Annotated in this window: 19 protein-coding genes; 6 read left to right on the top strand and 13 right to left on the bottom strand. The window is 64.5% G+C overall.

Annotation, left to right across the window (positions count from 1 at the left end; translation table 11 throughout):
* Nucleotides 1–383 precede the first annotated feature (383 nt).
* From yjfF to K1X11_RS11385, 6 genes are all read right to left on the bottom strand, one after another.
* Complete coding sequence (yjfF, locus tag K1X11_RS11410; RefSeq protein ID WP_221032060.1) at nt 384–1,346, bottom strand: galactofuranose ABC transporter, permease protein YjfF; 963 nt, start codon at nt 1,344–1,346, stop codon at nt 384–386.
* Entirely contained in the window at nt 1,343–2,338 is a 996-nt protein-coding gene (locus K1X11_RS11405; protein WP_221032061.1) for an ABC transporter permease, read from the bottom strand. The genes yjfF and K1X11_RS11405 overlap by 4 nt, the downstream gene beginning before the upstream one ends.
* Complete coding sequence (locus K1X11_RS11400) at nt 2,335–3,852, bottom strand: sugar ABC transporter ATP-binding protein (protein WP_221032062.1); 1,518 nt, start codon at nt 3,850–3,852, stop codon at nt 2,335–2,337. The genes K1X11_RS11405 and K1X11_RS11400 overlap by 4 nt, the downstream gene beginning before the upstream one ends.
* A gap of 296 nt (nt 3,853–4,148) precedes the next feature.
* Nucleotides 4,149–5,135, bottom strand: coding sequence for an ABC transporter substrate-binding protein (locus K1X11_RS11395; RefSeq protein WP_225919576.1), 987 nt, complete (start codon nt 5,133–5,135; stop codon nt 4,149–4,151).
* Nucleotides 5,136–5,192: 57 nt separating this feature from the next.
* On the bottom strand, nt 5,193–5,543 hold the full coding sequence (locus K1X11_RS11390) for a hypothetical protein (RefSeq protein ID WP_221032063.1): 351 nt from the start codon (nt 5,541–5,543) through the stop codon (nt 5,193–5,195).
* 17 nt (nt 5,544–5,560) lie between these two features.
* Nucleotides 5,561–6,424, bottom strand: coding sequence for a helix-turn-helix transcriptional regulator (locus K1X11_RS11385; RefSeq protein WP_221032064.1), 864 nt, complete (start codon nt 6,422–6,424; stop codon nt 5,561–5,563).
* Nucleotides 6,425–6,523: 99 nt separating this feature from the next.
* Here K1X11_RS11385 and K1X11_RS11380 point away from each other — a divergent pair, with 99 nt between their 5' ends.
* The 3 genes from K1X11_RS11380 to K1X11_RS11370 all read left to right on the top strand — a co-directional run bounded on the left by K1X11_RS11380 (nt 6,524) and on the right by K1X11_RS11370 (nt 10,292).
* The gene (locus K1X11_RS11380; RefSeq protein ID WP_221032065.1) at nt 6,524–8,500 is read left to right on the top strand and encodes an alpha-L-arabinofuranosidase C-terminal domain-containing protein; all 1,977 of its coding nucleotides are present in this window, start codon (nt 6,524–6,526) and stop codon (nt 8,498–8,500) included.
* A gap of 112 nt (nt 8,501–8,612) precedes the next feature.
* A complete protein-coding gene (locus K1X11_RS11375) occupies nt 8,613–9,404 on the top strand; it encodes a hypothetical protein (protein WP_221032066.1) in 792 nt (263 codons plus the stop codon).
* Between the two features lie 99 nt (nt 9,405–9,503).
* Nucleotides 9,504–10,292 carry a 3-keto-disaccharide hydrolase gene (locus K1X11_RS11370; protein ID WP_221032067.1) on the top strand — a complete coding sequence of 263 codons (789 nt, stop codon included), beginning with the start codon at nt 9,504–9,506 and terminating at the stop codon, nt 10,290–10,292.
* Between the two features lie 12 nt (nt 10,293–10,304).
* On the opposite strand, the gene K1X11_RS11365 is transcribed toward K1X11_RS11370, so the two are convergent.
* From K1X11_RS11365 to K1X11_RS11355, 3 genes are all read right to left on the bottom strand, one after another.
* Complete coding sequence (locus K1X11_RS11365; protein WP_221032068.1) at nt 10,305–11,294, bottom strand: hypothetical protein; 990 nt, start codon at nt 11,292–11,294, stop codon at nt 10,305–10,307.
* A gap of 279 nt (nt 11,295–11,573) precedes the next feature.
* Nucleotides 11,574–13,541 (bottom strand): lactonase family protein, encoded by a 1,968-nt coding sequence (locus K1X11_RS11360; protein ID WP_221032069.1) that lies wholly within the window; start codon nt 13,539–13,541, stop codon nt 11,574–11,576.
* Entirely contained in the window at nt 13,541–14,389 is an 849-nt protein-coding gene (locus K1X11_RS11355; protein ID WP_221032070.1) for a sugar phosphate isomerase/epimerase family protein, read from the bottom strand. Before K1X11_RS11355 ends, K1X11_RS11360 begins: the two co-directional genes overlap by 1 nt.
* A gap of 190 nt (nt 14,390–14,579) precedes the next feature.
* Between K1X11_RS11355 and K1X11_RS11350 the strand changes: the two genes are divergently transcribed.
* Together K1X11_RS11350 and K1X11_RS11345 are read left to right on the top strand one after the other, a co-directional pair.
* Nucleotides 14,580–16,370: a hypothetical protein gene (locus K1X11_RS11350; protein ID WP_221032071.1), complete on the top strand. Its 1,791-nt coding sequence runs from the start codon at nt 14,580–14,582 to the stop codon at nt 16,368–16,370.
* A gap of 20 nt (nt 16,371–16,390) precedes the next feature.
* Nucleotides 16,391–17,650 (top strand): tetratricopeptide repeat protein, encoded by a 1,260-nt coding sequence (locus tag K1X11_RS11345; RefSeq protein ID WP_221032072.1) that lies wholly within the window; start codon nt 16,391–16,393, stop codon nt 17,648–17,650.
* A 48-nt stretch (nt 17,651–17,698) separates the two neighbouring features.
* Here K1X11_RS11345 and K1X11_RS11340 read toward each other — a convergent pair whose 3' ends face one another.
* A complete protein-coding gene (locus K1X11_RS11340; RefSeq protein ID WP_221032073.1) occupies nt 17,699–19,351 on the bottom strand; it encodes a hypothetical protein in 1,653 nt (550 codons plus the stop codon).
* Nucleotides 19,352–19,456: 105 nt separating this feature from the next.
* Nucleotides 19,457–20,422 carry a hypothetical protein gene (locus K1X11_RS11335; protein WP_221032074.1) on the bottom strand — a complete coding sequence of 322 codons (966 nt, stop codon included), beginning with the start codon at nt 20,420–20,422 and terminating at the stop codon, nt 19,457–19,459.
* 204 nt (nt 20,423–20,626) lie between these two features.
* On the opposite strand from K1X11_RS11335, the gene K1X11_RS11330 reads away from it, so the two are divergent.
* Nucleotides 20,627–21,196, top strand: a complete 570-nt coding sequence (locus K1X11_RS11330) for a hypothetical protein (RefSeq protein WP_221032075.1) — start codon at nt 20,627–20,629, stop codon at nt 21,194–21,196.
* Nucleotides 21,197–21,286: 90 nt separating this feature from the next.
* Here K1X11_RS11330 and K1X11_RS11325 read toward each other — a convergent pair whose 3' ends face one another.
* A complete protein-coding gene (locus K1X11_RS11325) occupies nt 21,287–21,973 on the bottom strand; it encodes a TorF family putative porin (RefSeq protein ID WP_221032076.1) in 687 nt (228 codons plus the stop codon).
* A gap of 228 nt (nt 21,974–22,201) precedes the next feature.
* Complete coding sequence (locus K1X11_RS11320; protein ID WP_221032077.1) at nt 22,202–23,308, bottom strand: LacI family DNA-binding transcriptional regulator; 1,107 nt, start codon at nt 23,306–23,308, stop codon at nt 22,202–22,204.
* Between the last annotated feature and the right edge of the window lie 106 nt (nt 23,309–23,414).

Genomic DNA, 23,414 nt, shown 5'->3' with positions numbered 1-23,414 from the left:
TGAGCGGATGACCCGCGGAGAGGCAGCGCGGAGCGGCCGAGACGGCCGCTGCTACACCTGGATGGACAATGTAGCCGCGGGCGTGTCGCCCGCGTTCGTGTGAGTAGTGCTGGTGCTTGCGTCGGCGGCGGTCGTGGTGGCGTGCCGCCCGCAGCAGCCCTACCATCGAGCGGATGATCCGTGGAGAGGCAGCGCGGAGCGGCCGAGACGGCCGCTGCTACACTCGGATGGCCAATGTAGCCGCGAGCGTGTCGCCCGCGTTCGTGGGAAGAGGTAGTGCCGGTGCTTGCGCCGCCCGCGGTCGTGGCGTCGTGCCGACAGAAAATAGGCGCAGGGCGCGGCCCTTCCCTCCGCAACCCGACTCGCCGATCATCGCGGTCCGCTCAACCCGTCTTACGCTTCGCGAGGAGCAGGCGTTGGAGGAGGATAAATACGAGCAACAGCAGACCGACGACGATGCGCATCCAGGAGGAGTTAAGGCGACCGTCGAAGAGGATGCCGGTTTGGATGACGCTGAAGATCAGGACGCCCAAGAGCGTTCCCAAAATGTGCCCACGACCACCGGCGAGCAAGGTGCCGCCGATCACCACCACGGCGATGGCGTCCAACTCGAGGCCTACGCCGGTGGCGGGGTTGCCGGAGCCGGTGTAGAGGGTGGCCACGATACCCGCCGCGGCGGCGAGTCCGCCGTTGAGGGCGTAAGCCGCAATCTTGGTGCGCGAAACCGGGAGACCCATCAGGCGGGCGGAGGCTTCGTTACTACCGATGGCGAGCAGGTTGCGGCCGAAGCGCGTGTGGTGAGCGACCACATAAATCAGCCCCACCATAACCACGAAGACCAAGCCGCCGAAGGGCAGGTTCATGAAGCCGAGCGGCACGTAGATGTCGCTCAGGCTTCGGTAGAGTTCGTGCTCGATCGGCACCGATTCGGTGCTGATGGCAAAACCGAGTCCGCGGGCGAAGAACATGCCGGCCAGCGTCACCAGGAAGGGCGGCAACTCGCAGCGTTCCACCAGCGCGCCCATCAAGAGGCCGAGAGCTGTGCCAGCGGCTAGGGCGACGATCCACGCCGGGAAGGGGGCCCAGCCATGCGTGCCGATGAGGGTGGCGGTCAAAATGGAGGTGAAGCCGATGACCGATCCGACCGACAGGTCGATACCGCCGGTGAAGATCACCAGGGTCATGCCCAGCGCAGCGATGCCGAGGAAGGCGTTGTCGGCAAAAAGATTGGCCACGACCCGACCGCTGAAAAAGCCGTCGTAAAGGAAGCCTCCCGTCAGGTAGAGGGCGAGAAGCACGATCGCGGTCATGCAGACCGGCAGGTTGCTGCGGAAAAGCGACTTCATGCCGTGGCCTCCTTGGCGCGGCCCTTGAAGAGCTGCAGGAATCGCCGACGCAGCGCCGGGACCTGCAGCAGTGCCACCACGATGATGAGCACAGCCTTGGGCACCGGCGCCACCGCCGGCGGCACACCAAAATAGAACATGCTCAGCGTGAGCGTTTGCAGGAAGAGCGCGCCGATCAGCGAACCGAGCAGGTAGAAGCGGCCACCGGTGAGCGCCGTGCCGCCGATCACCACCGCGAAGATGGCGTCCAACTCCATGTTGATGCCGGCCTGATAGGCGTCGGCCGCCGCGATGTGTGACGCAGCCAAGGCCCCCGTCATGCCGGCACAGGCGCCGCAGGCGAGGTAGGCAAGAGCCTTGGTGCGGGCCGCGGCGACGCCGGCGAAATGACTGGCCGTGGCGTTGTCGCCCACGGCCTCGAGGAAGAGGCCCGCCGCGGTCTTGCGCAGCGCGAGGTGGGTGAGGCCGAAGAGCGCCAGCACCAGCAGGGCGGCAAAGGGCAGGCCGAAGAGGTGGCCTTTGGCGAGAAATTCGAAGCCGTCGTGGCTGAAGAGGATAACGTTGCCGTCGGTGATGAGCTGGGCGACGCCACGCCCGGCCACCATCAGAATGAGCGTGGCCACGATGGGCTGAATGCCGAGCCGCGCGACCAAGAGGGCGTTGAGGCCGCCCGCGACGAGTCCGGTGCCGATGGCGGCGGCGATGACCAGCGGCAACGCGGTTTCGCGCACGATGAGCTGGGCGCAGACCGCGGCACTCACCGCGACGACTGAGCCGACCGAGAGGTCCACGCCGCCGGTGGCGATGACGAGGGTCATGCCCAGAGCGAGCAACATGACGCGCGAGCCCTGGTTGAAGATGTCGACGGGCGTGCCGTAGAGGTGGCCGTCGACGAAGGAGAGCTTGAGGAAGCCCGGATCGAAGACCGCGTTGACGGCGATCAGGAGCACGAGCCCGATGGCGGGCCACCACACCGGGGAGCGTTTGTTCATGACGAGGATCCTCCGGCCATGTGCTGCAGCAGGTTGGGCATGGTGATGTCGTCGCCGCGAAACTCCGCGACGGTTTCACGTTCGCGCAGCACGAAGACGCGGTGACAGTTGCGCACGACTTCCTCGATTTCCGAGGAGATGAAAATGACGGCGAGGCCCTCGGCGCGAAGCTTGGCGATGAGGTTCTCGATCTCCTGCTTGGCGCCGATGTCGATGCCGCGGGTGGGTTCGTCGAGGATGAGCAGGCGTGGCTGGGTGGCGAGCCAGCGGGCGAGCAGGACCTTTTGCTGATTGCCGCCGGAGAGGGTGCCGATGGGCACTTCGGCGTCGGTCGTTTTGATGCGCAGCGCCTTGATGAAGCGGTCACATAACTCGTCCTGTTCGGCGCGCGAGAGCGGTTTGGCGGCACCGCGGCGCGCTTGCAGGGCAAGGATCAGGTTCTCGCGCACGGTGAGGTGCGGCAGGATGCCCTCGACCTTGCGGTCCTCGGAGCAAAAACCGATGCCTTGGCGGATGGCCTTGCGCGGGTCGAGTTTGCTCAGCGGCTCGCCGCCGAGACTGATGTGGCCGGCTTCGGCGGGATCGACGCCGAAGAGCACGCGAGCGGTTTCGGTGCGGCCGGAGCCGAGGAGACCCGCGAGTCCGGTGACTTCGCCGGGAGCGGCGGCGATGGTGACGGGGCCGAGCGCGGCGGCGCGTTGGAGGCCGTCGGCTTTGAGCAAGTCTTCGGGCAGTTCGCCCGCCGCGGTCGTCGGCGCGTGGTCCTCGGCCTTTACCTCGCGGCCCAGCATGTGGCCGACGAGTTCGAGCCGGGGCAGCTCGGCGGTGGCGTATTCGCCCACCAAGGTGCCGTTGCGCAGGACCGTGATGCGGTCGGTGACCGCGTAGACCTGATCGAGAAAGTGGGTGACGAAGACGATGCCCATACCTTCGTCGCGGAGCTGGCGCATGATGCGGAACAGTTCCTCGACCTCCTGCTCGTCCAGCGAGGCGGTCGGCTCATCGAGGATGAGGACCTTGGCGTCGATATCGAGGGCGCGGGCGATGGCGACCATCTGCTGCAGGGCGACGGACAGGCTGCCGAGCTCGGCGTCGACATCGCAGGTGATGCCGAGGCGGGCGAGGGCGGCGCGAGCGCGGGCGCGCACGGCCTTCCAGTTGATGAAGCCAAATTTTCCGGGCTGCCGACCGAGGGCGATGTTTTCGGCCACGCTGAGCGAGGGCACGAGGTTCACCTCTTGGTAGACGGTGCTGATGCCGGCGTTTTCGGCGTCGCGCGGCGACTCGGCGTGGAGCGGTTGGCCGTCGAGGGCGAAGGTGCCGCCGTCGGAGCGATGCACGCCGGTGAGCACCTTGATGAGGGTCGATTTACCGGCGCCGTTTTCGCCCAGGAGGGCGTGGATCTGGCCACGCTGCACCGTAAAATCCACCCCATCCAGCGCGATGACGCCGGGGAAGCGTTTGCCGATGCCGCGCAGGGCCAGCAACGGGGGAGGGGGTGATGCGGGGGGCATGGTTGAGGGAACGGACGGACGGGGGGGCGGACGGGGCCGAAGCGCGGAACGCTCGGCGGGAAGTAAGATCAAACGTGGGGGGCGCTTTGAGCGTCAATCTTGGGGACCGAAGCGGGCGACCGTGAAAAGCCAAACCGTTAGCCACCGGACAGCGCAAGGTCATCCCCGCGCAAAATCTGACGGTGCGGAATTTCCGTGCGCCCGGCGTGCGGGAGTCGCGACGCGGGCGCAAAAAAGCCCCGCCGGGTGGGCGGGGCTGAGATGTTGTATCGGAAGGAGGTCGACCTGACCGGCGCTCAGTATTGGCGTGAGGGCAGGGCGGCGGCGGCGTTGGTCTGGTCGAACAACTCGTCCTTGTTGTAGGACTTCTTCTCGACCGGCTTACCGGCGAGGATGGCCTCGATGGTGTCGTAGATTTTCGGGCCGAAGAGCGGGTTGCACTCGACGGTGCAGTTCATCTTGCCGTCGGCGACCGCTTGCACGGCTTCCTTAATGGCGTCGATGGAGACGATCATGATGTCCTCGCCCGGCGTTTTGCCGGCTTCCTCGATGGCCTGGATGGCGCCGAGGGCCATGTCGTCGTTGTGGGCGTAGACGATCTGGATGGCGTCGCCGTGGGTCTTGAGCATGGCCTCCATGACCGTCTTGCCTTCGGCGCGGCGGAAGTTGCCGGTCTGCGAATCGATGATCTTGAGGTTCGGGTGCTTGGCGAGGGCGTCGGCGAAGGCCTTGCGGCGCTCGTTGGCGGCGGCGGAACCGGGCTCGCCTTGGAGCTCAACGATGTTGGTGCGGTCGCCGGCGTTTTCGGCCAACCAGTCGGCGGCCATGCGACCTTCTTCATAGAAGTCGGAACCGACGAAGGCGGCGTAGAGGGATTCGTCGGACGTGGCGACGGTGCGGTCCATCACGACCACCGGGATGTTGGCGCGCTTGGCTTCACGCAGCACGGGATCCCAACCGGTCTCAACGATGGGCGCGATCACGATGGCGTCGACGCCTTGGGCGATGAAGGAACGCACGGCGCGGATCTGGTTCTCCTGCTTGGACTGGCCGTCGGCGAACTTGAGTTCGATGCCGCGCTTTTCGGCCTCATTGCGGAGGGAATTGGTGTTGGCCGTGCGCCAGGCGGATTCGGCACCGGTCTGGGCGAAGCCAACGGTGAGCTGACTGTCACCGGAGTTGCCGGCGGCGGCATCGGAGCCGGACTTGCTGCAGGCGGTGAAGCCGAGAAGCAGCGCGGCCGAGGCGGCGAGGGAAGTGAGGAAGGGGCGACGTTTCATCATGGGGATGGGAGGGGGAGAGGGGGTTGAAGGGAGAGGTTCGTGGGAGGGGAGGTGGGCTTACGATGCTTTCTCGGGTTGACCGTTTGGCCGGGCAAAGGTGCCGCCCAAAAAATCGGCCGCGCGTTGGGCTCCGTCGGCGGGACCGAGCAAGGCAAACGCGGCGCGAATGTCGGCAGGTTCGCCTTTGAGGCGCATCTCTTCGACGGCGGAGTTGACGATGGCCTCGCGCTGGCCGTCGGGCAGCCGCACCAACATGAGGACCTGAGCGCGCAACGAGCGGTCGTCCCGGGCGGCAGTCAGGAGGGTGGTGAGCGCATCGAGGGTATCGTCGCTGGGCGGAAACAGCCACTGCTTGAGCTTCGTCAGCACAGAAGCAGCAAAGGCGGCGCGGTTCGGGCGGGCAAGCATGGTTGCGGTTCGTGAGGTCAGTCCGCCTGCGACGGCAGCACACGGTCACCGAGCTGGCGATAGGTTGAGGGCGGCACGCCGCTCCAGCGTTTGAAGGCAGTGGAAAAGGCATGCACGGAGCCAAACCCGATCTGCTCGGCCACCGCCTCGACCGTCACATTGGTCGCGCGCAGCAGCACACCCGCGCGATGCATGCGCAGGCGAGTCAGGTAGGCGGCGGGCGTGCGGCGGTGGTAGCGGCGGCACAAGCGCCGCAGATGTTCCTCACTCACGGCCGCGAGTTGGGCGAGTTGAGTCACATCCCAGGGCCGAGCGAGATCGGCCTCCACCTCCCGCCAAAGCCGGATCAAGCGGGGGTCACGGCGCGGTCCGCCGGTCAGGCGCAGGGTGTGGGTTTGGAGCAAACTTACCCAGGCCTGCATCGTCGCCGGATCGGCTTCACCGTAGGCCTCGCGCACCATGAGCCGCACGGTGTCGGCGAAGTCGCCCACCTCGGCATCAATCAACTGCGGCCCGGCGGCGTCCACCAAGGGCGGCCCCTCCCGGTCGTGGGCGAACACCCAGGCCAGATGCCAGGGCTCCTCGCTCACCGCCTCGAAGCCATGGTCGCGTCCACTCGGGGCGAGCAGGGCCTGACCGGCCCGCCAGGGCACCACTTTGCCGTCGATCACGCAGCGGCCCTCGCCGGCGGTGCAGACCACGATGTGGGCAAAGGCCGAGGGGATGCGCACCATGCGGTAAGGCGGGCGCAGCTCACTGTGACCGATCCACGCAAAACGACCCCGGCGCAGCTGGGGGAAACGTTCCGGCGACAGCACCCATTCAACGCAGTGCGGACCCACGATGTGGGTTTCACGTAAGGGCAGGAGGGGTGGAAGCATGGCGCTCACGACGGCTTTGGGCTATCCTGCCTCTTCCCCGCGCGGCAACGTCAAAGGCAGCCGTTGGTCGCGTTTCCCCTCCCTCCAACCCCCAGCCTCATGAAGCGTCTCGTTCCCCTGATCGCCGCCGTCTGCGCCATGTCTGCTCCCCTCGTCTCCGCCGCTCCCGTGAAGATCGATCTGCAGGCCAAGGCCGAAGACGACATCAACCCCTACATCTACGGCCAGTTTATCGAGCACCTGGGTCGCTGTATCTACGGCGGCATTTGGGCCGAGATGCTGGAGGACCGTAAGTTCTATTTCCCGATCACTGCCGATTACGATCCCTACAAAGACCTCGTCGACACCGACTTTCCGGTCGTCGGCGCCTCGCCGTGGGAAATCGTCGGCGATCCGGCCGGTGTGACCATGGTCGCGGCCGATTCCTTTGTGGGTGACCATACGCCGCGCGTCGCGGCCGGTCACGGTATCCGCCAGCACGACCTCGCCCTCAAGCCGGGCATGGATTACCCGGGCTACGTCTGGATCGAGGCGCTCGGCGACCAGCCGGCCACGGTCACCGTGAGCCTCAGTTGGGACGGTGGCGCCGACAGCGTGACCGTCGATGTGCCGGCCAACGCGGGTTACATGAAGCGCACCTTCCGTTTCAATTCTCCGGTCGCGACCGAGAAAGCGAGCTTCACCATCCACGCCGACGCCGGCGACATCATGGTGGGCACCGCGTCGATCATGCCGGCCGACAACGTGAATGGCATGCGCGCCGACACCCTCGAGCTGCTCAAGGATCTCAACGGCACGATCTATCGTTGGCCGGGCGGCAACTTCGTGTCCGGCTACGATTGGCGTGACGGCATCGGTGACCGCGATCGTCGCCCGCCGCGCAAAAATCCGGCCTGGACCGGCGTCGAGCACAACGACTTCGGCACCGACGAGTTCATCGCCTTCTGCCGCGAGATCGGCGCCGAGCCCTCCATCGCCGCCAACACCGGGTTTGGTGACGCCTACTCGGCCGCGCAATGGGTGGAGTATTGTAATGGATCTGCTGATACGACCGCCGGCACTTGGCGGGCGCAGAACGCCACCGCCGAGCCCTACGACGTGAAGTATTGGTGTGTCGGCAATGAGATGTTTGGCACCTGGCAGCTCGGTTTCATGCAGATCTCGCAATATGTGCTGAAGCACAACCAAGTCGCCGCCGCCATGTGGGCCAAGGACCCGTCCCTGCACCTCGTGGCCGTGGGCGAACTCGGTGGCATCAATGAAGCCAACGACCCCGAGCAGGTGCGCGTCGGCAAGGGCTGGTCGCACCGCATCATGGAAGCCAGTGCCGACTACATGACGGAGATCTCCGAGCACTTTTATTCGGGCCGCACGCCGTGGACCGAAAACCAAGAAGTCGGCCTCGTTGAGCACGTCGGTCTCGTGAAGGCAGCCATCCGCACCAAGGCGCAGGGTCACCGCGAGCTGCAGGCCAAGATCCCCGAGCTCAACGGCCGCATCATCCCGATCTCGATGGACGAGTGGAACTACTGGCACCGCGATTACGACTACGGTGAACTCGGCTGCACCTATCGCGTCGACGACGGCCTCGGCATCGCCGCCGGTTTGCACGAATACTACCGCAATACCGACATCATCCACCTCGCTTTCTATGCGCAGACGGTGAACGTGATCGGGGCGATCAAGACCTCCAAGACGGCCGCCGAAATGGAGACCACCGGTCTGGTGCTGCAGCTCTACCGCGAGCACTACGGCACGCAGCCCATCGAACTCGATGCCGCGCAGATTGCGGAGCCCCTCGACGTGGTCGCCGCCCTCACGGCCGACGGCAAGACGCTCACCGTTGGTATTGTAAATCCCACTACGGACGCCGTCGCCGTGCCGATCGACCTGGTCGCCGGTTCGGCCACGGGCGATGCGACCCGCTACGTCATCGCGGGTGAGCATCGCCACGACCACAACACCCCGGGCGAACCGCGGGTGATCGATATCGTCGAAACGAATGGCGTCGACGCCACCCAGCCCCTCGAGGTTCCGGCGCTGGGCGTTGCGCTCTTCACCATCCCGGTGAAGTGATTGGCGTATCCAGAATCTCATAGCGTAGGGGCGGCTGCAGCCGCCCCTTTTTTTGAGCCGGAACTCAGCGACTCGGGCGCGGTCGGATGCTGAGTCGCTTACCCCTATCCCCATGGCTACTTCCTTTCCTTCGCCGCTCCGCTTGATGAGAGCGGTTTGTTTCCTTGGCACCATTGCGCTCGCGGCGACCGCGGGTGAGGCAGATCGGGCCTTATTTCGTTGCACCGTGACGGACGTGGGCAGTCGCCAGGCGGCGCCCGATCCGGAACTGAATCCTCTACACTATCGGCTGATCACCCACGGTTATGTGCCGTTTGGGCGAGGCGTGCCCGGAGACGCCGCGCCCGACCGAGAGGCCCTTCTGCAGCATGTGGTGGCAATGCTGGGAGAGCGCGGAATGGTCCCCGCGGATGAAGCACATCCACCGCGTTTGGTGATCGGTGTCGTATGGGGATCCATTCTGGGACGACAGGAAGCCAAGGCCGAGTTTTTGCACGCTCCGGTTGTGCGGATGAAGTGGCGTCCACAGCTCGGCTATGAAGCGCCCTACGATGCGGAATGGCACGAGATGCCGGCTGATTTGAAGCGAGGGGTGGGCGCGACCCTGGTGGACGCGGTATATGTGCTCTCGATTACGGCTTATGATTATGGGAACGCCTCGCGTGGCGTGGAGGTGCCGTTTTGGCAGGTTCGGGCGATGGCAAAGGCGAGCGGTCAGTTTGCCGCGCCGGTGCTGCACGGATTGATCGATGCGTCGGGGCCGCTGTTGCGAACGGATGCGACGTTGCCGCTCTCTCAGGAATTCGACGCAGCCGACTGGGACGGTGAGGACTCACCGCTCCTGTCGACTGCTGCGCTGCGGGCCTTGGTCGTGCATGATCATGGCTCAGCGCGGTTTGATTGAGCATCGAGCCGACAGCTTGGGATTGCGCGGTTGAAGTCGCGGGAGGCAGCCCGGAGGCTCCCGGTGTTGTTTCGCCTATTTGCTTACCCCTTCCTGTAAATGATGCTCCCCGTAAACCGCCGTTTCATTTCTCTGTTGGTCACTTGTCTGTTCGGGGCAGCGGCGGCGCGCTCCGCCGACGCCGAGTGGCACTCGCTCTTTAACGGGCGCGATCTCGCTGGCTGGACGGTGAAGATCACCGGGCACGAACTGGGCGACAATTACCGCGATACGTTTCGGGTGGAGGATGGCATCCTCAAGGTCGACTACAGTGGTTACGAGTCCTTCGACGGACGTTTCGGGCACCTCTACAGCGACAGCCCGTATTCGCACTACGTGTTGCGGCTCGACTACAAGCTGACGGGAGACTCGATGGCCGGTGCGCCGCCCTGGATTCATCGCAACAGCGGAGTGATGGTGCACTCGCAGTCGCCGCTGAGCATGCGGTTGGATCAAGACTGGCCGGTGAGTCTGGAGTGTCAGTTTCTCGCCGAAGGCACTTCGGCCGGACGGCAGACCGGCAACGCCTGCACGCCGGGCACCAACCTGGTGTTCAACGGGACTTTTTCGACCGATCACATCATCGAGGCGACCTCGCGACTGTATCCGATGGACGAATGGATCCACATTGAGGTGGAGGTGCACGGACACGAGCGCGTGATTCACCGCGTCAACGGCGTGGAGGTGCTGCGTTACGAACGCCCGACGCTCGATGAACGCGATCCCGATGCGCGACGCTTGCTCGCAGCTGGAGCGCCACCGGAGATCAGCTTCGGTCACATCGCCCTACAGGCCGAAGGGCAGACCGTGTGGTTTCGCAACATCGAGATTCGGCCGCTGCAGCGGTAGCTGTTCGGCGCTTCAGTTGTCGGGGTTTTCCACCACGACCGGTTCGCCCACTTCAACCTCGGCCTTTTGTTTCTTCGGTGGCGGTCGGCGGATGGTGAGGATGTCGCTGTTTTCGCCGAAGAAGTCGGAACCCACGTCGCCGAGGCGTTGCAACGCGTCGGTAAAATTGGTGCCGGCCGACGGGATGCTGATGCGGGCGATCCAGAGGCGGTTCTTGGATTCGCCGTTGCGGATCGCCTTCAGGTCGTAGGCCGCGAGCACGACAAAATACCGATCCTCGTCGAGCATGGCGTAGACGGTGCGGGCATCTTCGCCGGTGAAGGCGCGTTCCGAGTCCAGGTTGAGGGTATCGGAGAATCCCAGCAGCGTCGCGGTGGTGCTGAGCGACACCTCGTGCTCGGTGCGGGCAATGGCCATGCGGGCCCAATCATAGTCCGGCGCAGCCGCGCGCTCGGCGGAGGCTTCCTTCAACAGCTGCTGGGCGTAGTCGGGAACGTTGCCCGAATCGGCACTGATGTCCACCGGACTGCCGGCGGCGATACTGTCGGCGGCAGTGTAGTTGTTGAAATAGGAGTCGGCCTCGAGGCGCTGCTGCTCCCTGGCCTGTTCCATGAGGTTGTTGATGTAGTCGTAGTTGTAGCTCAGCGCTACGCTCACTCCCCAGTGCACGGCGATAACGATATCGGCTTCTCGCTCATCGTTGGTGGGGAAGAAGTTTTTGCGGGCCAGATAGGGGGCGAGGGCGCGGGCGACCTCGGCGACTTCGGTTTTTTCGAGGGTGCGGTCGCGGACGGCGCCGCCGTAGAACTTACCTTCCAGAAAGACGTATTTTTGGATGCGTGGTTGACCGGATTCGTCGAGACGGCCGGCAACATAATCCTCATCGGCGGTGGCTTTGAGCGCCACGGGTTTGGCGGCATGGCCGACGGTGGAGAATACCGCCACCAAACCGACAATGGCGCCAAGCAGATGACACCGCGTTTTTCGGAGTGCTGAATCCATTTGAGGGGTAGATGGGTTGCGAACCGAGCGGCGGCGACCGAATGGCGGAGCCGAACGCGTGGCAAGTGCCCTGCGCGGTTGACCGTTCGATCAGCAGCGCCGACAGGGCGACTCCCGAGGTCGAGTCTCGGCGAAGGTTCCCGCCGGTCGAGTTCAGAAACTGAGCCCCATTTATGCGACCTATTTGCCGGGCTTGAGCCCGCGATCTTTGAGGTCGTAGGCGTCGAGCACGACGAAATAACGATCGTCCTCGAGCATGGCATTTGAGCGCCGCGAGTCTCACGGCGCGAGTTGCAGGCGGCGCAGCCGGTAGATGCTGGCGAAGTAGAGCCAACCGTCGCGAATGGGGCCGATCACGGTGGCATCACCGTCGGTGAAGCGGGCGACTTCTTCGATTTCGACGGTGCCGGGTTGGATGCGGAAGACGGTTTGGGCTGTCGTGCCGTAGAGCGTGCCGTCGCTGTCGAAGCGCAGGGTGTTCGCCGTTTCAAACGGCATGGGACCGAATGACTCCGGTATGGGCGCCGCCGCGACGACACGTTGTTGGGCCGGGTCGAGTAGCAGCAGGCGACTGGGCGCGGGTTGAGCATCGTAGTGCGTGACGAGGCGGGGATTGCGCGCACTGATCGCGTAAACGAGTCCGTCGGGACCGGGCGCGAGCGAGGTTACGCCGACCAATGCGTCATCACCGAAGTCGCCGATGTAGGTGGCGGAGTCGGTGACCGGGTCCCAGAGGGCGTAGCCACCACGCTCGACTTCGGCCGCGCGGCCGGTGCCGGGCTCGACGATGAACCCGACCAACAAGCGTTCGAGTTCGGGCAACCACAGTAGGCTGAAGGGTGAACAGTTCTCGATGATGTGGCGGTGACTGCCGTGCTCGAGCGTCTGCAGGTTTCGCCACGCCAAGGTGCCGCCGATCAGTCCGTATTGCGGCGCGGAGGCGATCCAGAGGCGGCCATCGGGCGTCGTGGCCATCGCGTGAGGCCGGTCGCCGATTTTGTCGGTGGGTCCGATGTCGAGCGGGTTGGCGCCGGGACCGGTGCCGAAGCGATAAGGCAGGCGCGGATCGTAGAGCGAAAGGCGGCCCTTGGGGTAGGACGCGATCGCCATGGTGCCGTCGTCGAGATTGATCATCGAGTAGGCCTCGCCGAGGGAGTGGCTCACCCTGCCGTAGTCGATCATGTCGGCGCCGTCCGCTTCGGTGGCGAAGAAACGCTCGGGTAGCATGCTGCTGCCGTAGAGGCGGTCGTCGGGGCCGAAGTGCAGCGTCCAGAGTTCCGAGCCACTGCCTTGCCAATCGAGCTCGAGCACAGTGTCGCGACTGGGGTCGGCCGGATCGCGCAGGCGGAGTCGGCGAAAGTCGATGTCGTAGGGATCGGCCCATTCCACGACGCGTCCGTCGGGCAGCGCGGGCAGCTGTTGGTAACCGTGGCCGTAGGCGGCCTCCACGGCCGGTCGTTCGGGCGGGAGGGCGGAGCGTTCCACCGGCAGCGCATCCGTTCCTTGGATACGGAAGGCGCCGGCGAAGCTGTCGAGATAGAGCAGGCCGTCGGTGCCCTTGTAGAAATGGTAACGCTGTTTGTTGGCGGTGGGTTCGACGATGTGTGGACCCACGCGGTGCGGTTGGCCGGTGGCGGGGTCAAACGCGACGATACGCCAATGCGTGCTCTTGATTTGACCGGCGACCGTGCCGTCGTCGCCGACGAGCGGGTAGTAGTATTTGTCGACTGGATCCATGCGGCCGTGGCGCGTCCATTCGCCGGAAGCCGGATCGTAGACGGAGAGGCAGGCTCCCGGGTAAGCGCCGACGTAGATGCGGCCGTCGGGGCCCTCGGCGATGCCGGTGGGGAAGGTGGCGTAGTCGGTGTCGACCGGCCCGAGGTCCTCGAAACCCTTTTCCGGATGCGCCGGGTCGTAGCGGTGAAGATGGCCGGTATAAGCGGAGCCGAGCCAGAGCACGCCGGTGCGCGGGCTGCGATAGCTGGAGGGCGCGAGCGCCGCTTCGTCGCGGCCGATGTTGAACTGGCGGCAGTGGCCGGTCTCCATATCCACATCGAGGACAAACGCGCCGTCCTTGTGTTGGGCCATGGTAATGAGCAGGGAAGGTTCGCCGTCGGGGCCGGTGCCGGGGTGCAGGCGCACCCAACCCACGCCGCGCACGGGCACGCCGAGTTCTTCGATGCGCGGAGCCGCGCAGGCGGCGACCGCAGCCAGAATCCAGCCGACCAGAATGGTGGAGCGTCGCATCAAAGCAGCCCGTGTTCGCGTTGTTTGCGGCGGATGAAGTCCACGCCTTCGCGCAGCAAGGTGTCGCCGTCGGGGGCGAGTTGGCGCCACACCCACGTGTTCATGTTGTCGGTGTTGTCGACGAAGCTCTCGAGGGCGGCGTTGCCCTGGTAGTTCAAGGCGGCGAGGGAGCGGAAGATGCCGTCCCAATCGACCTGGCCGGTGCCGGGAATCCCGCGGTCATTTTCGCAGAGGTGGTAGTGAATGAGATCGGAGCCGGCGAGGAGGGTGGCATCGGCGAAACTCTTTTCCTCGATGTTCATGTGGTAGGTATCGAGGTGGATGCGCATGGCCGGCGCATCGATGCGTGCCATGAGTTCGCGGGCTTGGGCGCAGGTGTTGATGAGATAACTCTCGTAGCGGTTCACCGGCTCGATTCCGACGAGCACGCCGAGCTCGCCCGCGAGTTTGGCGGCGGGGCGGAGGCCGTCGGCGGAGCGTTGCCAATGCTCCTCGGTGGGGCGGGCGCGTAGGCTGCCGGGGTGGCGGGAGTAGATGACGCCGGAGAAGCTGCTGGCGCCGATGGCGGCGGTGGCGCGCACACAATCTTCGAGGTAGGCGCGACCGCGTTCGCGCACGGCGGGGTCGTCGCTGGTGATGTCGGTGTCGGCCAGCAGCACTGTGGAGGTGACGGCTCCGAGTCCGACGGCGTCGAGGCGGGCTTTGATGGCGGGAGCGTCAAAGGTGTCGAGGCACATCAACGGGATCTCGATGAAGTCGAGACCCAGACCCGCGACCCGGTCGATGAGGTCGAGGGTGTCATTGGTCCATTGCGAACACCAAGCGTAGGCGTGAATACCGAGTTTCATACGTCGCGAGGAGGGGTGAAGTGAAAGCGTGGATACGCCGGAAGACGCATCGCCTGCTCATTATTGCGTCGAATAGCCGGGCAGGGTCGCGATGAATATTTATGAAAGTTGCCGGCGTTACTCCCCCTCCACGGGGCGATAGGGCCTAAGGGGTTGTCTCACGCGGAGGGGGTGGCTAGACCCCGCTCACATGGTCCGACGAGTCAGCTGGTTGATCGGGGCGTGGGTGCTGCTCGCGGGGTGGGGGACGTCGGTCGGACGGGCCGGACCCCACACTTACAAGGGAGAGTTGGCCATCGAGCAGGCGCAATCCGATCGGGGACACAACCTCGGCACACTGCGATTGCGCTACAAATTCGACACCTTTCTGGGCGAGCCGATCCAGATGTATGTGATGGCGTGGGAACCGGTGGATTTGACGCAGGATCTGGGGGTGGTGAAATTTCGCGCCCAAGTGGCGCAGGGCGGCCGAGCGATCGCGGCGTGGATCGAATGTGAACCGATGGTGCCGGCAGCGCACAAAGGGTTCAGCTCGGATTTTCCCGGTTCGCCCGATTGGGATGAGTTTTTCCTCGATGGTGCGGGCGGCCATCTGAGCGAGCAGGAAGCCAAGGCGATTTTTAAAGCGGGCTTCGCGTTGACGAATCTCGAGGTCATCTCGGCGCGGGCATTGCTCGGGTGGAAACCGGGCATGCCGTTCGATTCGTTTGTCGGTGACTCGATCAAGCGTCCGCAAGACGGGCGGTCCGATTTGGAGGAGGCCTTGGCGGTCGACCGCATTCAGGCGGCGATCGACAAGCTGGTGGGTGACGCCGACATCCCCGCGCCGGAGTTTGAGCACAGCGGCTGGGTATTCGAAAAAGCGATACGCTGGACGCAGGGAGGCCGGGGCCGGGTGGAGAAACTGCAGGTGCGGGTGATGGGCAAAAGTTACGAGGCGGTGCGGCTGACGATGGAGTTTCTGCCCGCGGGCATCCCCGCGGAGCAGGTGCCGCGGGATGTGGCCGCCGTGGAGCTCACGGTCGACTACCCGTTTTTGAATGAGGAGCGCGCTTTCACGACCAAACTGCGGGAAGGGGAGACGTGGGTGACGCTCCTGGAGGCACCGCTCATGCCCGGGCGGAGTCCGGCGTCGTTTGTGTCGGCGCGCGCCGAGCGGTTGATGACGGATCAACTGATCGAGGACGTGCCGGAGGCGACGGAACTGGCGGAGGACAATGCCGAAGACGCAGCGGGCGAGGCCGCAGGTGCGGTCGCTGGATCCGCGCCGACCTTCGATCCTTTTGCGGTGGCGGAGCAGGAGCAGGTCGCTTCGACCGCTTCCGAGATCGAGGAGCCGGAAAGTGGTCAGCGATCGGCTCCGGTTCGCGACCCCTTCGCGGCGGCGGAGGATGCGTTGGCCACCCGGCAGGCAAAGGCCGCGGCCGAGCGCGAGGCGGACGAGATTTCGCGCGGGGTGACGACGCTGGTTTATGTGGTGCTCGAAGCGAACCGCCACCTCAACCTCGACGATCCCTTCCTGCCGGAGATCCGCGGCCTGCGGCTCTCCACCGACAAATTCCGGGACCGCATGCGCAACGACCCGGCGTTTCGGGCGCAGGTCGAGGCGCGACGCGAACGCGAGGCGCGCGAGCGGGCGGAACGCAATCGGCAGGCGCAGTCGGTGCGCGACGCGGAGCGGACCGAGCTGTGGGCGCGGTTGCAGGCGCGCGGGGATTTCCCGGTCTACAGCGAAATGCAGGAGTTGCCGGTGTCCGAGCGCCCGCGCGAGCCCTTTACCTTGAGCGCGGAGGAGGAGGTCGCGATGCGGGAATGGCAGGCGTTGGTGCAGTCGAGTTTGCTGACGCGGGTGCCCGTGACCGCGGAGTTCCACAGCGATGGCGTCTCGATCAAGACGCATTATTTCCACACGCGAGCCGAGGCTCTGGCCTTTCTTGCGGACAAAACCACCAAGCCTCTGCCGTCGCATTTGCGGCTGTAGCTTTCAGCCCCTTCACGCCCATGACCCGACGTCTCGCTCTTGCTCTTTTATCCGCCCTGCTGGGCGCGGTGCCGCTCGCCGCGCAAAACCCCTTCGCCGCGAGTGCGCCCTACAAGGGCGTTTACGCCGGTAAACACGCGCAGGTCGAGGTGGCCTTGCGTCTGCTGGCCGACGATGAGCGCTACACCGGCACGCTGCGTATTGGTCCACGTGACTACACCCTGCAGGCGACGCCCACACCGCAGCAGTTGGAAGGGGAGTTTTACGATGAGGCGGGAGCGGCGGCGCCGTTTGTGTGTCGGGTCTCGGCTGATGGAAAAACGCTGATCATCGCGCGGGACAGCGGCGACATTCGCCTGCAGCGGGTGGCGGTGCCGGACAACATCTGGGGACATTGGGAAGGCAAGGGCGTGCAGCTGTTGCTGAGTCAGGCCCCGGATACTTCGGCGGTGTCGGGCATGATCTTTTTCCAAGGCGGCAAGTTTCCGCTGCAGGGCCGCTATGACGTGGGGCTGCTCGAAGGCTCGTTTCAATCGGACGACCAATCCTATCCGTTCACCGTGCATGCGCGGATGGAGGAGCTGCATTTCATCTCGGGGCCGTTTGCCGAGCGGCTGACGCCCAAGTCACAGCAAGCGTTGTGGGCGGCCTTTGGATTGATCCCCAATGCGTTTGGCGCAATCGAGGCGGACGAGGAAGTCTCGCGTCAGGTCACGCTGCTCCATCGCAAAGAAGTGGTGGATGCGCTGATTGAACAGGAGAACTTCCAGCTCGAAGTGGAGGAAGCCACGACGAGGCAGGATGCGCTCCTGCTGGCGGCCGCGGCCGAGAAAGTGGGGACCTTGCAATCCTTGGCCGAGAACCTGATGCAACGGTTGCACGAGGCGCGCGACTACGTGGCGGCGACTCGTTTCCAGCGAGCCAACGAACTGATGATGAGCGACGACCCGTCGGAGGATGACCTCGCCCAGGCCTTCACGCTGCTGAACTCTGCCGCCGAGTGGGGACACGCGTCAGCGATGAGTGCCTTGGGCCTGATGTATTTTAAGGGGCAAGGCGTGGAGCATGATGAAGAGGCTTGCCTGGAGTGGACGCGCCGGGCGGCGGAGAAGGGGCACGTGGTGGCGATGAGCAACATGGGTTTCCTGTTGGAGCGGGGCATTGGTGCTGAGGCCGACGTGGCGGAAGCACTGCGCTGGTATGAGCTCGCTGCCGACGAGGGCAACGAGCTTGCGCTGGAATCTGTGCGACGCCTGCGTGGTAGCGGCGACGACCGCTGAGTGGGCGGCATGCACCCGTGATGACCAATCTCGCCCCACGACCCTATCTCAGGGCGAGAAGCTGCCGCCTGCTTTGGCGCGCACCTGTTGAATCACTGCAGTGAGCTCGGCGTTGGGCGGAAGGTTGGCGGCGCGCGTCTCCAGCAGATTCACGAATGCTTCGTCGGGCTTGAGAGGCGAGCGGAGGAAAATTTCCGCCAACAAGGTGGTGAAGCGGAGATTCTGCCCCGGGAGTTGCTGCTGCAGTTGCAGGGCATCGATGAGGAGGCGTTTGGCTGTCGCGGAGTCGAGCGCGGGTTCGCTTCTGACTTCGAGTTCCAGACGCGCCGCGCGGTATTCATCGGAGAGCGGTTCGTCGAGGGAGCTGGCAGTCGCGAGCGCGGCGGCGGCAGTCTCATAGTCGCGTGCGGCCAACGCCAGTTCGGCGCGAGCGACGTGTAGGGCGAAGTTCGCGAAACCATTGGCGAGCGAGGATTCGAGCAGGGCGGACGCCTCGACAGCGCGACCGGCCAGCGCCTGCGTTTCGGCCTTGAAGACGGCGACCTGCGCGGGATCGGCGGGCCCGATGACCAACTCGGGGGCGGTCGGGAGGTCGTCGGCCGAGGTGACGGGTGAGCGGTAGAGTCCGCCATCGAAGTAGCCGCGAAGTTGGGCGCCGAAGGAACTCGTGCTCGTGCCAAAACACTCGCGGAACGCGGCTTCGCTCGGAGCATCGATCTGCAGGCGTCCCAGCCAGTTGAGCAGCGCGGCCTGATAACGTCCTTTCGCGCCGTAGAGACTGTAGTGCACGAAAGCCAGCGACTGGTCCGAGAACTTGCTGCCGCGCGCGTTGAGATAGTCGGGGCTGTCGTAGTTGACGGTGAACAGCTCCATGAGGGGTTTCATGGCCTGGCGGTGGAAGCGCAGACTGAGCTCGGATGCGGTTTGGCCGAATTCGCCCATCTGGACCGTATCCAGCCGACCAATACGCACGCGATCGCCGTCGACTTTGGCGGTGGCGACGAGACGAGCCATGCCCTCGGTAAACCACGCGGGACTGCTCCATCCTTGGCTCAGCAGCAGGTGGCGGACGTATTCCCGTTCGAGCAGCTCCGTGGTATTGGTGCCGAATCCCATCTGCCCAAAATCGGTGGTCGGAGCAAACCGCAGAAAGGGCCCGGTGCCCCGGTTGGTGAAAGGCCGATCAGAAATCTGGGTCGCTGTAAAAGTCACGGGCTGCCAGTCCCAGACCTGCAATCCGTCGTTGTCATCGATAACGGCATAGCTGTGCCGGTAGCCGTGGTAGTAGGCGCTGAGGGTATCCGGTCGAGCGTCGTCGGTGGTCACGGGCCGCAGCTCGGCAAACGTGCCCCGGGAACCACAAATGATGAGGCGCAGAGGTGGGTCGGCGGGGCGCGGCCACTGCGGAATCAGCCAGTGTAGCAGGTTGGCGAACTCACCGAGGTGCGTGACGAGCTTTTCGGTGCGCTCTTCGCTGGCGCTGCTGATGAATTCGATGTCATCGACGGTGCCGCTGCGCCAGTCCCACACCTCCTCGGGGGCATCGGGGGCGCGGCGCTCGGTGATGGCGAACTCACGGAGCTGCACTGTCGACGTATTCAGCTCGAAGGGCGTCTCTTGGCCCCGCGCGTTCGCCGCGAGCAGCACTGCGATCAGAGGAAACGGGGCGACGATCCGAGTGGCCGAAAAACGGGAGGGCATGGCGGGGGGAAGGGGTTAACGAAGGGCCAGTTCGCGTCAGTTCCCCACAGAGTTTTCCGATGCCCAAAACGGCAAGGGCAATTTGGCTCTGTTGTCTCCGGCGTTTTAGTTTTGTGGGTCTTCGACGACGATGGGATCGCCGACTTCGACCTCGGCGTTTTGCACCTTCACGGGCTTGCGCTCGATGGCGAGGTCGGGGTGGTGTTCACCGAAATAGTTGCTGCCGACTTCGCCCAAAGTATCGAGCGCTTCGGTGAAGTTGGTGCCGGCGGAGCGCGTGCTGAGACGGGCGACCCAGAGACGTTGCGGGGTGCCGTCCTCGCCGCGATTTTTGAGGTCGTAGGCGGCGAGCACGACGAAGTATCGATCCTCCTCCAGCATGGCGTTCACGGTGCGGGCGTCTTCGCCCATGACGGCGCGACTCATGTCGCGATTGAGCACATCGGAAAAGCCGAGCAGGGTGGCGGTAGGGCGGTTTTCGAAGTCGCGCTCGGAGCGGGTGGACGCGAGGCGTGCCCATTCGTAGTCGGGCGCTTCGGCGGCTTGACGGGCGGAATCTTGCAGGAGGCCCTGAGCGTAGTCGGTGGGAATGGTCTCTTCGCCGTCCTCCATATAGGTGTTCTGGTAAAACTCCTGCGCTTCCATTTGCCGGTCGCGGGCCTGAATCATGAGCTCCGAGACGTAGTCGGAGTTGTGCTTCAGGGACACGGTGGTGCCCCAGTGAATGGCGATCACGATGTCGGCATTGCCCGCGTCATCGGTGGGAAGAAAATCTTTCTCGGCCAGATAGGGGGCGAGGGTGCGGGCGATCTCTTGGATCTCGGCCCGTTCGAGGGAGCGATCACGAATCGCGCCGCCGTGGAAGGTGCCTTCAAGGAAGACGTAGGTTTGGGCGATACGGTTGCCGTTGGCGTCGTAGCGCTCGGCCACGTAGTCGTCTTCGGCAGTGGCTTTGACGGCGACGCGGCGGTTGGCTTGGGCGAGAGGCAACAACAAGGTCAGTCCGGCGAAGTAGGCCAGCAACGTGCGCACGCGCCGGTCCGCGAAAGGGGGGAGTAGGGGGCGGTCCATGAAGGTTGGGGGGAGGGGTAAGCTGGCCTCAGCGAACGTCCTTGGTTCGGTTGCGCAACTCCGCGCGCGATTGACTGTCCGTTTTTAGCCGCCGGTCGGTGAGTGAAAATAGGGCGCCCGGCGAATGCCTGCGGGGGTTGTGCAACGATTGGTGTCGAGGCTTGGACCCGACGCCGGATTGGTTAGATCCTAGTAGCCATGAGGATGAAGTGGAAACGTTCGTCGCAGATGTGGGGCGTGGTGCTGTGGGTGCTGGGGGCCGCGGTGGCCACAACGGCGCAGGGGCAATCCCGCACGGAATCCTTCACAGCGGGGCAACGGGTGAAGCTCAGCACTCGGGTGCCGTTGGGATATTCCTTTGAGCAGGAGACGGATTCCCAAGGCGTCACGCTCATCGAAATGCTCAACCCGGTGTGGCGTATCTCCTTGCGCGTTTACATCTCCGGTGAGGTTCCGGCCGAGGCGAGCAAGACCGAGTGGCAGCGGAATCTGGTCGTGCAAAATAGCTCGATGTTTTTGTCGCAGTCGAAGGAGCAGGACTACCGATGGCAGGCCTTGGTGCCGGAAGAAGGTTCCGGCGTGTATTGTGTGTTCTCCGACGCCCGGGCGCGGAAGGTGAGTGAACTACCGCCTGACGGGTTTATGCATGTCGTGACCGGCGTGAAGGTCATCCGCGGGGCGGTCATGTATTTCCAAATCTGGTGCAACGACATGACGGTGCCGGAGTATCAGGAAATCTTCGACCTACTGCTCTACGACTTCGATCGCGGGTAGTCACCCCGCGGTTTACGCCCCACCTCGCTGGATGCGCGACCAGGAGGAGGGGCGGTTTAAACGCGGATCGGATGCAGTGGCGCGCGCGCCTCAGAATCCGAACTGCAGGCCAGTGGTCAGAAAAAGACGTTCTTTGCCGTCGGGTCGCACGCTGTGGTCGAGGTCGGTGTTGCTGTAGGTCACCCCAAGATAGGCGGACGCCGTGTCGTTGAGCGCGTGGGTGAGTTGGGCCGACAGGGCCCAATACGTGTAGTCGTCGTCGGCGTCCGGCATCACGCCACCGACCTCCGCCGCGAGGTCCAGGCTCAGCGTGTCCTGGAGCTGTTGGCTGTAGCCCAGCACGGTGCTCAGGGTCGTGACCTCAAACTCGGATTCGTAGTAGAGGTAGGTCGAGGAACTGAATCCGTTCGCCAGCGTGGCGGTGAGTCCGAGGTAGGGCTCCAATTGCTCCACGTTGCCGGTGGTCTCCGGGTAATCGTAGTAGGTTGCGCCCAAGTCGAGCGCCCACGTGTCGTTCAGCTGCAACGCATAGCCGAGCGTGAAATCGAATTCGTTGTCGGTGCCGCCGGTGATCGGCTGGTTGGTCCACACGCTGGCGTAGAGGTTGCCGGCGGAAAATGAGATCGAGGGTTGCAGTGATTCATCGGCGTAGTGGATGCCGCGAAACACGTAGTCGGAGGCGTAGGCAAAATCGCTGGTGATCGAGAAGGAAGACTGGGCGCTGAGCAGCATCGGCGCGGCGAGCAGCGTGGAACAAAAGAGGGAGGTGAACTTCATGAGGATGGATTTCGGTTTGAATGACCGGACGGGCGGACGTGGCCGACGACCTGTCGGCTGTTTTCGCTCGAGGGTGGTCAACCTCATGCGACGAGCGGAGTGACAGCGGAGTTTCGTCACCAGAAAACAAATACACCAATCGCGGGTGCGGCGGGACGAAAGCCGGTCAGGCCGGGACGACCCGCCGGCTCTTGCAACTGTCTGGCTGGCGCGCGGCGCCGGGGTGGCTCAGTCAGACTTCGTGCGCTTGCGCGTGGGAGTGCGGCGACGGGGTTTGAGCTGGTCGGCGGGTGGGGTGGATTTGCCGTCAAACCAACTGCCGCGCACCTGCGTGACGAACGGCACTTCGGGAATGCCGACCTGATCGCGTTGCAAGCCGGAGACGATCATGTCGACCGCCGCCATGCCCAACATCTCGGAGTTCTGCGTGATGCCGCTGATGCCGGCGTATTCGGGATCGGAAGGGTAGAGATCGAGGTCGGCGTAACCAATCTCCTCGCCGATGCGAATGCCTGCATCGCGGAAGAATTTGGGCATGTGGTGGCCCGCGCACAGCACCGCGTCGATGCGGTTGGCGGTGATCCATTGCCGCACGACATCGCCCGTGAGTTCGGGCTGAATGAGTGGATCGATGCGCTCGATCTGGTGGTTGGCGCGAAACACGCGGTAGCCGGCCTGCCAACGCTGGTTGACGGTGAGGTCCATGTGTTCCGGCAAGCAGAGGCCGATGCGGCGGTAGCCGAGCTGCATGAGGCGATTGAGCGCGGTGACCATGGACGTGTAGTGGTCGTGCACGACGCGGTTAAGCTCGGGGGAGGTGAGCGGATCACCGATGGTGACGGCGCAGAAGCGTTCCCATTTGAGCTGCAGACTCACCTCGCGGTTGGTCTCGGAAAACACCCGCAGCACCGGCGGGATGATGACGCCGTTGATGCCGCGATTCCACAGGATGTCGCTCAGGCGGCGCGCGCTCATGCGTGGCTCCTCCAGCCAGAATTCCTCGACGTAGTAGCCGTAAAGTTTGGCGCGTTCCTGCGCGCCGTGCCAGTAGGCGTTTTCGGTGGGAGATTGCTGGCGCCAGATCTCGGGCGCGGGTCCGGTCGTTATACAGGCGAGCGGCAGGCCGTTGCCACTGGGCTTGGATTTGCGGATCGCGGAGAGGAAGCGCGAGACCTCCGGGTTGGGTTTATAACCCTGCGCTTCAGCTTCGCGTTTGATGCGGGCGCGTGTGGCGGCGGGGATGCGCGGGTGGTCACGTAGGGCGAGCGAGACCGTCATCTTGGTGACGCCGACGCGGTCGGCGATGGATTGCAGGCTGGGGCCGGAACGGGGCATGGCGGAGGGGAAAGGGGCGAGGGCTGGGTTTACGTAAATTGAGCAGTCGATGTGCGTCGAGTTCGCAATGACCGATGCTGCGTTTCCGCGGCTGCCGTGACCGGTG

This window comes from Actomonas aquatica, assembly GCF_019679435.2.
Classification (GTDB): domain Bacteria; phylum Verrucomicrobiota; class Verrucomicrobiia; order Opitutales; family Opitutaceae; genus Actomonas; species Actomonas aquatica.
This window is presented reverse-complemented; position numbering and strand designations above follow the sequence as displayed.

Excerpts from the sequence above, each read along its gene's own strand:
- yjfF (WP_221032060.1), bottom strand. The coding sequence starts at position 1,346 with ATGAAGTCGCTTTTCCGCAGCAACCTGCCGGTCTGCATGACCGCGATC.
- K1X11_RS11405 (WP_221032061.1), bottom strand. The coding sequence starts at position 2,338 with ATGAACAAACGCTCCCCGGTGTGGTGGCCCGCCATCGGGCTCGTGCTC.
- K1X11_RS11400 (WP_221032062.1), bottom strand. The coding sequence starts at position 3,852 with ATGCCCCCCGCATCACCCCCTCCCCCGTTGCTGGCCCTGCGCGGCATC.
- K1X11_RS11395 (WP_225919576.1), bottom strand. The coding sequence starts at position 5,135 with ATGATGAAACGTCGCCCCTTCCTCACTTCCCTCGCCGCCTCGGCCGCG.
- K1X11_RS11390 (WP_221032063.1), bottom strand. The coding sequence starts at position 5,543 with ATGCTTGCCCGCCCGAACCGCGCCGCCTTTGCTGCTTCTGTGCTGACG.
- K1X11_RS11385 (WP_221032064.1), bottom strand. The coding sequence starts at position 6,424 with ATGCTTCCACCCCTCCTGCCCTTACGTGAAACCCACATCGTGGGTCCG.
- K1X11_RS11380 (WP_221032065.1), top strand. The coding sequence starts at position 6,524 with ATGAAGCGTCTCGTTCCCCTGATCGCCGCCGTCTGCGCCATGTCTGCT.
- K1X11_RS11375 (WP_221032066.1), top strand. The coding sequence starts at position 8,613 with ATGGCTACTTCCTTTCCTTCGCCGCTCCGCTTGATGAGAGCGGTTTGT.
- K1X11_RS11370 (WP_221032067.1), top strand. The coding sequence starts at position 9,504 with ATGATGCTCCCCGTAAACCGCCGTTTCATTTCTCTGTTGGTCACTTGT.
- K1X11_RS11365 (WP_221032068.1), bottom strand. The coding sequence starts at position 11,294 with ATGGATTCAGCACTCCGAAAAACGCGGTGTCATCTGCTTGGCGCCATT.
- K1X11_RS11360 (WP_221032069.1), bottom strand. The coding sequence starts at position 13,541 with ATGCGACGCTCCACCATTCTGGTCGGCTGGATTCTGGCTGCGGTCGCC.
- K1X11_RS11355 (WP_221032070.1), bottom strand. The coding sequence starts at position 14,389 with ATGAAACTCGGTATTCACGCCTACGCTTGGTGTTCGCAATGGACCAAT.
- K1X11_RS11350 (WP_221032071.1), top strand. The coding sequence starts at position 14,580 with ATGGTCCGACGAGTCAGCTGGTTGATCGGGGCGTGGGTGCTGCTCGCG.
- K1X11_RS11345 (WP_221032072.1), top strand. The coding sequence starts at position 16,391 with ATGACCCGACGTCTCGCTCTTGCTCTTTTATCCGCCCTGCTGGGCGCG.
- K1X11_RS11340 (WP_221032073.1), bottom strand. The coding sequence starts at position 19,351 with ATGCCCTCCCGTTTTTCGGCCACTCGGATCGTCGCCCCGTTTCCTCTG.
- K1X11_RS11335 (WP_221032074.1), bottom strand. The coding sequence starts at position 20,422 with ATGGACCGCCCCCTACTCCCCCCTTTCGCGGACCGGCGCGTGCGCACG.
- K1X11_RS11330 (WP_221032075.1), top strand. The coding sequence starts at position 20,627 with ATGAAGTGGAAACGTTCGTCGCAGATGTGGGGCGTGGTGCTGTGGGTG.
- K1X11_RS11325 (WP_221032076.1), bottom strand. The coding sequence starts at position 21,973 with ATGAAGTTCACCTCCCTCTTTTGTTCCACGCTGCTCGCCGCGCCGATG.
- K1X11_RS11320 (WP_221032077.1), bottom strand. The coding sequence starts at position 23,308 with ATGCCCCGTTCCGGCCCCAGCCTGCAATCCATCGCCGACCGCGTCGGC.